Raw genomic sequence first — 8,270 nt, 5'->3', positions numbered from 1 at the left:
TACGTGTATTCATTTCTATCATTTAATCTTAATTCTATTAGATTAATGATAATACTATCATTTAATTATTGCATTAAGTCTAATGATAGATATTGTATGCGATTTGGCTCGCTATCATTCAGGTATAGTCTTTTGATAAAAAAAGCATGACTAAAAGCCATGCCTTGGGAATTCGTATAACGTGTATTATGTTAATTTTAGCGAAACTTATTAATTTCAAATAAGCTAAATCTTTATTTTTACTTGTAAAAATAAAATATCATTAAACGATAAAAGCTATAATCTTCATTTATTTTAATATCTCGGGGTAAAGACTTTGGCTGTATCAAAAACAATCTTCAATTTAACAGAAGAAAAAACATCAAAATTAGCCGTACTGATAGATGCAGATAATGCGTCAGCCAAAGATATCGAAAATATTCTCAATGAGCTAACCAAGTATGGTGAAGCAACAGTAAAACGTATATATGGAAATTTCGTTAATCAAAATGGTAGTTGGAAGCAAGCAATTAACAACTTAGCTATTAAACCAATGCAACAATTTGCTTATACAACAGGGAAAAATGCTACTGACGGTTTTATGATTATCGATGCAATGGACTTGCTCTATACAGATCGCATCGATGGATTTGCTATCGTATCTAGTGATAGCGATTTCACTGCTTTAGCTATTCGTATAAAAGAACAAGGAGCAACGGTATATGGATTCGGGAAAAAACAAACTCCTGAAGCATTTCGTAATGCTTGTTCACACTTCACTTATGTTGAAAACTTAACTGGTTACGAAGCACCTGCTCAACATCCTATAGTTCAAGCAAAAGAAGAACCATCAACTATTAAGAAAGAAATAGCTAATACAAGTAGTAAAGATGCTAGTCAAACTAAGTCTCAAACTAGCTCTAATTTGCCATTAGATAAAATCAAACAAGTTTTTGATGCACATGATACTGAATGGATTACTGTAGCTTCTTTAGGCTCACAGTGGAAACTTCTACAAGTTGATTTTGACCCTCGTACATATGGTTTTAAAAAACTTGGAGATTTAGTGAAATCATATACAAAAGTTTTTGATGTAGAAGAAAGACCAACCAGTACCAGTGATCATAAGAACTTATATGTCCGCTTAAAAAAGATAAAATAGCAAATTATTATGTTAATTTTAGCTTTCTTAAATTTAAGGAAGATATTTAATAAAGAGGAATTATGACAACCTGTCCAAAATGTAATTCAACAAATATTGATAAACTTAATTATGGAAAACGCGCTGGTGCTACCCTAGGTGGCGCTGCTGGTGCAGCTGGTGGTGCAGCTGCCGCAATAGGTGGTGCAGCTGCTGCTGGGAAAGCTGGAGCTATGCTAGGGGCTATTGCTGGTCCTGTTGGCATAGTTACCGGCGCTGCTGTTGGGACTGTAGCTGGAGCAATTGCTGGAGCACTTGCAGGTGGCACAGCTGGAGCTACAGCAGGTGCTGTTACAGGGCGTGCTATTGATCAGCATATCCTCAATAACTATGCGTGTCTAAAGTGTGGATATAAGTTTAATGAGGCATAAATATACCCCCATTTAACATAATGGTGGTTATACGCAATACACTTGTATATTAATATAAAAATCAATGACTTAAAACTTCACACTCAACCCTAAAATCCGTAAAAAGCCGACTTTGAAACAAGTCGGCTTTTTTATGTTCGATTCTGTAAGCTTTTGCCAATAAAAAATGGAAGAACTTTGCAAAAGTTACAATTTTGTATTAACATTTTTATATTAACAAAAAGCGATGCAACTATGGAAATTGAGTTTTCATGGGATGAGCATAAAGCAGAAATAAACCTTAAAAAGCATGGTATAGCTTTTGAAGATGCGACATTGGTTTTTTACGATGCTCATGCCTTATATAAACAGGATCGCTTTGAAAATGGTGAATATCGTTGGCAAGCGATAGGTATGGTACATGGGCAAGCTGTTTTATTGGTGGCCCACACAGTACAAGACCATAATGGGATGGATCATATCCGCATTATTTCGGCACGACAGGCAGAGAAAAAAGAGAGGAAACAGTATGAGCAAAACCGTTACGTACAAAGTAGATTTGAATAAACCTCCTGTTTTGTCTGAAGAACAAAAGGCAAGACTTGAAGCTCTGGCTAAACGCGCAGACAGTGAAATAGACTTTTCCGACATTCCTGAACTTGATGAAAGCTTTTGGAAAAATGCTGTCCAAAATCCGTTTTATAAGCCAACTAAACAAGTGACTACAGTACGCATTGATGCAGATGTCATGCAATGGCTAAAAGCACAAGGCAAAGGCTATCAGACACGTATGAATAAGATTTTACGTGATGCAATGCTGAATGATTTAAAAAATCACCCATAAAAACGGAGCTTAAGCTCCGTTTTTTACAAACTATTTTTAAGCTTATAGAATCTAAATTCGGGGTAAATTAAACCTATAATAAAAAGAATGGTAAATGCTATCCATAGAAACAAAGCCATAGCTCTAAGCTGTTCTTCATTCCATGAGCTTGATTCCATATCTAAGAAAAAGATACTCTTCCAGCCTTTAATATAATCAGCTCCACCCCATGAAATAATCCATTTGAACATTAAGCTAACTGCCAAATAAATAAGTACCCACACCCATGTAGACATAAATTACCTTATTATTTTTAATCACTTATTGGATAATTATAACTGATCTTAATAGTCTTATTTAACATAAAATCTCTTATGCGAAATTTCAGCTCGATGCTTTGAAATATGGCTTTAGCCATGTTTCAAAGTCGGGCAACTTTGCGCTTGCTGTAATCTGATCAGTAATAAGAAAAACCAAGCAAAGTACCGATCAACTAGTATTTTTTAGGGTCGATCTGACACCAGTCATACGTTTTTTCTTTGACACTACTCGGTTCAAACGAATAGCAATTTTTCCTCATGATTCTCACCAATGTTTCACCATCACTTTCTCTAATTTGTAGCGGATATTTTTTTAGTAAAGCCATATCAGCTCTACGGTTATCAATTTCGTCTTTGCTTGGCACGTATAAGAAGATTGCCAAAATGAATACCATCATCACAGCCACAAACGTGCTGGCAAAAATAAGGATAAGTTTTAAGTTGAGCCTGTTTGTAGCTTCGTTTAATGCCTGAATACTGTTGTTTAATGCACCTGTATGCTTCTTATTTGCGTTTTCTAGCGATTTTTCAGCCTTGCCTAGCACTCCACTAGCGACTTGGTTGTAAAACTGCTCTAATCGCTTCTTATCGTCTGCTATGGCTTCTCGATATTCCTTCATGGATGCCAATAAAATATATAACTGGTCATCTAAATCATTTTGATTACTCATAATGACATTCCGCCTCTACTTAGTTTTTGAGATGCCTTGCGGAGTGCTTGCTCGGCTCGTTGTTTATCTAATTCTTGCTGTCGTTTCATTTCCGCTTGGCGTTCCAGTTCTAGACGTTTGGTTTCTTGGTTCTTCTGCCATTGATCAAAACCTTGATCGACACGGTTTAAACCACGCTGTAAAACGCTCTCTTTCTGCTGTTTCTGTTGGTCAAGCTGTTGGGCGTTCTGCTGTTTCACATTGTCATTAAAACGGCTGATTTCAGTGTCTATGCCTTTTCTGCGTAATTGGGTGACTTTAGTGCCTTCATGGATGGTGGCTTGTAGTCCGTTATTCTGATCGGCATAGCTGCGGTGATCTATTTTTTCCTGTATGCCTGCTCGTTCCAAAGCACGATTGGCAAGGTTTGCCCACGTTTCCCGAATCTGTTTAATTTCGTCTTGGGTTGTACCCATACCAAGGCTTTTTCGTTTGGCGTTGCTGAGTTCAATTTCTGCCTTTGTGGTCAGAGTCAGATTGTTTTCAGGGTCTAATTCCGCCTTTCGGGTGGTAAGCATGATATGGGCGTGATGGTTCTTATCATTTCCGCCTTTGCTGGGTTCGTGGATGGCTAAGTCTGCAATCACGCCATAGCGATCAACTAAGGCCGTGGCAAAGGCTTTTGCCAAGTCCTTACGTTGATCTGCGTCTAATTCATCGGGTAGGGCGATTACCCACTCTCTGGCGGTTCGGGCATCTTTGCGGTTTTCGGACTGTTCCGCCAAGTTCCAAAGTTGGCTGCGGTCAATTTCAATATTGAGATTAGACACAATTTCGGTATGGGCGACTCCATCCTTTCTCGTAAAGTCATGCGTCAGCCCTGTACGTTTATCTTCTAGTTTTTCCCCTGCACGATAAGCCATAGATGCAACGGCAGTTCTTCCCGAACTGCGGTTAACGGTTTTGGTTGTACAGTGGTAAATCGCCATTAAATTTTCCTTGTGGCATCCACGTATTGATTACATTTCGGGCATTCTTTTCTAATAGTTTGAATGGATACTCCATTCATTTGCTCTATAAGAATTTTAGGTAATTTGTATAAAAATTCATTCCCACAGTTTGAGCATATAAAAATATGCTGTTCATCAATATTGTATTTCTTCATTTGCTTTACCGCTCTTGCTTTTGCTTTTGGGGTTAAGGGGTGTCTCCCTTACGCATCTTTTGACTTGAATGAAATTCAAGTCGTAAGTGCGCATTTCATGAAAAACACGATAGCATATTACCCGCTTGAATTTCAATTCATAGGGTCTTATGCTTGAGTGGTTTTCTATATTCCGAAATTAATCGTTATGACTAAATCTGCTGAAAATATCGAAAAGAAAATTGAAGCCCAGTTAGAGAAGCTGAAACAGTTAAAAGCACAGAAACAGGCTATTGAAGCAAGAGAACGTACCAAAAAGAAAGAACAGGAGCGCAAGGATGATACTCGGCGTAAAATTTTGCTCGGTTCTTACTTGATTAAGAAAATGCAGGCAAATGAAGCCAATAAAGAAAAAATACTCGCTGAACTCAACGAATATTTAACAGAAAATAGAGATCGACAGCTTTTTGATTTGCCCGATATTGAAGCCTAATTTTTCTTAGCTGTTTGGTTTTTTTGTTCGGCTTGATACTCTGGAATGAGCGTATTTAAAACCTTTTGAATATTGTCCTTGTCCTCGATTTGTAAATTATCCCGATAGTAAATTAAGTTCTGTATTTTGCTTTCCATCTGCATTTTTTCGGTGGGTTCGGCATCTTTGGATAGTCGGGATAATAGGAAGATATAACCGCATATATTTTCCCTCGCAATTTCATAATTTACGATGTCGAGGTATTCAACGGTCACATGCTTTAGATCGGTTGATAGGTTATTTAATTTAATCATGGCTGAAATCCTGATTTTTCTAAAATTGGATAAAGCTCTCTGAATTTTTCAGGCTCTAACAGCATATCTGCTATACGGATAGCAAATTGTTGGTAGCTTTCTGTACCTTGTGAATATTTCCCCATTTCAGGCATTTCTGACATTTTTTTTGCAAATAAATGGCGTTGTGCATCGGTCATTTTGATAAAAAAGTCAGGTGTGTTTGGGTCACGCTTAGAATCTAATTTTTTCGGTTGTTGTTTCTGCTTAAACTTGAATGAAAACCCAGTAATTGTACGCCCTTTCTTGTGTTGCTCATAAGTGGCTTTTATGTCTGTATGTTCATTGATTTGAGTAATGGCAGTTTCTAATACACGGCTTTTAAAATGGTGCATACGTTGATATTCATCATCTTCAACACCTAAATTTTTACGTAATTGTTGTAGTTCAAAAACAGGTGTTTTACCAACTTCACGCCAAGCGATTAATAACTCATAAAGTCTAGTGGCATACTTACTGGTTAGGTGTGCAACTTGTTTGGCTTCATATTTTGTAAAGTGTTCTTCTAATCTAGTGATTAAAGGAACTACATCAGGTGCGAAAGTAATTTCTAGTAATGCCAAATCATCTACATAAAAAATACGGCTTACCCAGCGAGAGCGAACGATACCTACCTTCCCTGTTTTTTTATATTCGGCTGTATAGCTAAACTGCCTGTTAAATAGATTATTTACGGCATCTTTCAGGGCTTTGTAGGATGCATCAGGTGATACATTAAATAGTTTTGCATAGTCACTAGCATGTATTTCTAGTTTGCTATCTGCCGTAATACCCCGCCCTAATTCCCTTGCATTAATGATTGCAAGCATGACTAAACGCTGTTCCGTTAGTTCTAAATTATAACTGGCGTTTATTAATGCATTATCTTTCACAACTAAACCATTCTTCATATTAAATACACGTTATTATTAATGTGTATTTACACACTATATATTTTATGTGTGTAAATCAAGAGAATTTGTGTGCTTATACAAGAGAATTTGTGTGCTTATACAAGAGAATTTGTGTGCTTATACAAGAGAATTTGTGTGCTTATATAAGCTGTAGTCCTCTCATATCAATGTTTTCAGCTTATCTAAAAGCATTTAAAAGCTTTAAAAATAATTAAAAGCCTTTCGAGAGGGGAGTGCAAACTGCCCTAGGTACTCGCTAAAGCTCGTACTCTATTGAAGCTCGTTCCTCGCTTCGTGGGGCAGTTTTTGGTTAATCCTATTTGTGAAATCTAAAAGCAAAAGCATTTGTAATGTATTCGCTTCGCTCATACTTTTTGAAAAGCAAAAGCTCCAAAGTTCGCACCCATTCGGGATGCTCTGTACCTACCGTTTAAAATCGAAAGGGAGCTTGTAATCAGAGAAAAGGCGAGGGCGAAATTTTGATGATGCTCAATCGCTCGTAGACACTCGCTCGGTTCTTATTATCTAGGTTTTAATTATTTACTGGAGCTAATCAAAGTTGTGAAACATTGCTTAAATAATAGGCGTGGAACGTGAAAAATCATAAAAAAAGCCCGAACAGGGATGTTCGGGCTATAAACTAGAAACTACAGCATTGATTTCTATAGATAATTATAACGCATTTCGTATAAGGTGTATTATGTTAATTTTAGAAATTCTTAATTTCCATCTATCCAAACTTGCTTGATCCAATCTGCTAAATCTTCCCACTGCTCATCGCTATATCCATCTGCTGTCCAATATCTAATTTTATGATTAGGAGATAGGCAATAATAACTACCATTATCTTCACAAATAGGTAGCCAATCTTCTGGCAGACCTTGCTCCCTAGCATCATTTAATATCTGAGATAGCCCTCGATAGCATTCTTTCTCATCTGTAAGAGACGCTAATTCAATTGTTCCATAAAAGATATTGCTAATCTCTTTCAAAACTTTTTTATAATCTTTTGGAAAAATAAAACCTATTTTTCGTTCATAAGCAGATATGAAAATATCATCAGGTAGTTCTATGTTTAGACGACTATTCCCAGATAGTTCTTTTAATTCTTGAATAATGTTATCAAGCTTATTTTGCATATACATTCTGCTCTATCGCATTAAAGTTCTTACTACAATTTAACATAATGGCTGTTATGCGAAACGAGATCTACCAGCTCTCGTTTTTTGTTATGGAAACTGCTAAAATTCAAATACGCCATTGACGTATAAAGAGTCCATGTTATTTATTGAAACCAGCATCTTTACCAAGCAAATTAAAGACCTTGTATCTGATGAGGAATATCGTCAACTTCAGCAAGATCTTTTGGTACAGCCTGATAGAGGTGACCTAATCAAGAATGGCGGTGGTATTCGCAAAGTACGTTGTGCTCAAGGTAACAAAGGGAAAAGTGGTGGGATACGGGTGATTTATTATTGGGTCACCGAGGATGATCAGATCTTTTTCTTAGTGGCTTATCCAAAATCAGTAAAAGATAATTTAACAGATAAGGAAACCGCCATTCTGCACCAACTCGTGAAGGAGCAATTTCATGGATAACAACTTATTTGATGACTTGGTTGCTTCAATCAAAGAAGCTGGAGCTATCAAACGTAAAGAAGTTAAAGCAAGCCGAGTTACAGAACTCGAATTGCCTGATATTAAAGAAGTACGTGAAAAAACTGGCTTGAGCCAAAATGAATTTGCTGCACGTCTACATATTAGCCCCCGTACCCTGCAAAATTGGGAACAGGGACGACGCTATCCAACTGGACCAGCAGCTACATTGATTCGAATTTTAGATGCTCACCCAAGCCTTATTTGAAAAAATTACTTAAAAAATGGGAGCTTAAGGCTCCCATTTTTATTTCGTATAAGGTGTATTATGTTAATTTTAGAAAATCTTCACTACTATTATTTTAAAATAAGCCTTATATCCAAGCATAAAACAAGGTTGTCTAGACTTCTTTTAACAGTAAAGTTATCATAAAACTGAATTTTATTTTTTAGGTAAGTTTATGCATTCTATCCGCATTCGTTAAGACA

At 36.7% G+C, this 8,270-nt stretch carries 13 protein-coding genes; 7 read left to right on the top strand and 6 right to left on the bottom strand.

Annotated features, from left to right (window positions below; translation table 11 throughout):
* Nucleotides 1-316 precede the first annotated feature (316 nt).
* The 4 genes from FTU58_RS13730 (at nucleotide 317) to FTU58_RS13715 (ending at nucleotide 2,374) form a co-directional block, all read left to right on the top strand.
* A complete protein-coding gene (locus tag FTU58_RS13730; protein WP_180048571.1) occupies nucleotides 317-1,141 on the top strand; it encodes an NYN domain-containing protein in 825 nt (274 codons plus the stop codon).
* 62 nt (nucleotides 1,142-1,203) lie between these two features.
* Nucleotides 1,204-1,551, top strand: a complete 348-nt coding sequence (locus FTU58_RS13725) for a hypothetical protein (RefSeq protein WP_218945242.1) — start codon at nucleotides 1,204-1,206, stop codon at nucleotides 1,549-1,551.
* 234 nt (nucleotides 1,552-1,785) lie between these two features.
* A complete protein-coding gene (locus FTU58_RS13720; RefSeq protein ID WP_096902542.1) occupies nucleotides 1,786-2,097 on the top strand; it encodes a BrnT family toxin in 312 nt (103 codons plus the stop codon).
* The gene (locus FTU58_RS13715; RefSeq protein WP_096902543.1) at nucleotides 2,060-2,374 is read left to right on the top strand and encodes a BrnA antitoxin family protein; all 315 of its coding nucleotides are present in this window, start codon (nucleotides 2,060-2,062) and stop codon (nucleotides 2,372-2,374) included. The genes FTU58_RS13720 and FTU58_RS13715 overlap by 38 nt, the downstream gene beginning before the upstream one ends.
* 23 nt (nucleotides 2,375-2,397) lie before the next feature.
* Here the strand turns inward: FTU58_RS13715 and FTU58_RS13710 are convergent, their stop codons facing one another.
* From FTU58_RS13710 to mobQ, 3 genes are all read right to left on the bottom strand, one after another.
* Nucleotides 2,398-2,649 (bottom strand): hypothetical protein, encoded by a 252-nt coding sequence (locus tag FTU58_RS13710; RefSeq protein WP_004969151.1) that lies wholly within the window; start codon nucleotides 2,647-2,649, stop codon nucleotides 2,398-2,400.
* 197 nt (nucleotides 2,650-2,846) lie between these two features.
* Nucleotides 2,847-3,344, bottom strand: a complete 498-nt coding sequence (locus FTU58_RS13705; RefSeq protein ID WP_180062590.1) for a hypothetical protein — start codon at nucleotides 3,342-3,344, stop codon at nucleotides 2,847-2,849.
* The gene (gene mobQ, locus FTU58_RS13700; RefSeq protein ID WP_180006216.1) at nucleotides 3,341-4,312 is read right to left on the bottom strand and encodes a MobQ family relaxase; all 972 of its coding nucleotides are present in this window, start codon (nucleotides 4,310-4,312) and stop codon (nucleotides 3,341-3,343) included. The genes FTU58_RS13705 and mobQ overlap by 4 nt, the downstream gene beginning before the upstream one ends.
* A gap of 363 nt (nucleotides 4,313-4,675) precedes the next feature.
* Between mobQ and FTU58_RS13695 the strand changes: the two genes are divergently transcribed.
* A complete protein-coding gene (locus FTU58_RS13695) occupies nucleotides 4,676-4,960 on the top strand; it encodes a hypothetical protein (protein WP_004871868.1) in 285 nt (94 codons plus the stop codon).
* On the opposite strand, the gene FTU58_RS13690 is transcribed toward FTU58_RS13695, so the two are convergent.
* The 3 genes from FTU58_RS13690 to FTU58_RS13680 form a co-directional block, all read right to left on the bottom strand.
* Entirely contained in the window at nucleotides 4,957-5,253 is a 297-nt protein-coding gene (locus FTU58_RS13690; protein ID WP_163167926.1) for a hypothetical protein, read from the bottom strand. The genes FTU58_RS13695 and FTU58_RS13690 overlap by 4 nt on opposite strands.
* Entirely contained in the window at nucleotides 5,250-6,182 is a 933-nt protein-coding gene (gene repM, locus FTU58_RS13685; RefSeq protein ID WP_026438545.1) for a replication initiation protein RepM, read from the bottom strand. Before repM ends, FTU58_RS13690 begins: the two co-directional genes overlap by 4 nt.
* A gap of 722 nt (nucleotides 6,183-6,904) precedes the next feature.
* On the bottom strand, nucleotides 6,905-7,324 hold the full coding sequence (locus FTU58_RS13680) for an SMI1/KNR4 family protein (RefSeq protein WP_001180106.1): 420 nt from the start codon (nucleotides 7,322-7,324) through the stop codon (nucleotides 6,905-6,907).
* A gap of 139 nt (nucleotides 7,325-7,463) precedes the next feature.
* Between FTU58_RS13680 and FTU58_RS13675 the strand changes: the two genes are divergently transcribed.
* Both FTU58_RS13675 and nadS read left to right on the top strand, forming a co-directional pair.
* Complete coding sequence (locus tag FTU58_RS13675) at nucleotides 7,464-7,784, top strand: type II toxin-antitoxin system RelE/ParE family toxin (protein ID WP_000897307.1); 321 nt, start codon at nucleotides 7,464-7,466, stop codon at nucleotides 7,782-7,784.
* Nucleotides 7,777-8,049, top strand: a complete 273-nt coding sequence (gene nadS / locus FTU58_RS13670; RefSeq protein ID WP_000369781.1) for a NadS family protein — start codon at nucleotides 7,777-7,779, stop codon at nucleotides 8,047-8,049. The genes FTU58_RS13675 and nadS overlap by 8 nt, the downstream gene beginning before the upstream one ends.
* Nucleotides 8,050-8,270: the final 221 nt, after the last annotated feature.

Origin of the sequence: Acinetobacter sp. YH12120, from assembly GCF_013418795.1 — a bacterium.
GTDB lineage: Bacteria > Pseudomonadota > Gammaproteobacteria > Pseudomonadales > Moraxellaceae > Acinetobacter > Acinetobacter towneri.
This window is presented reverse-complemented; position numbering and strand designations above follow the sequence as displayed.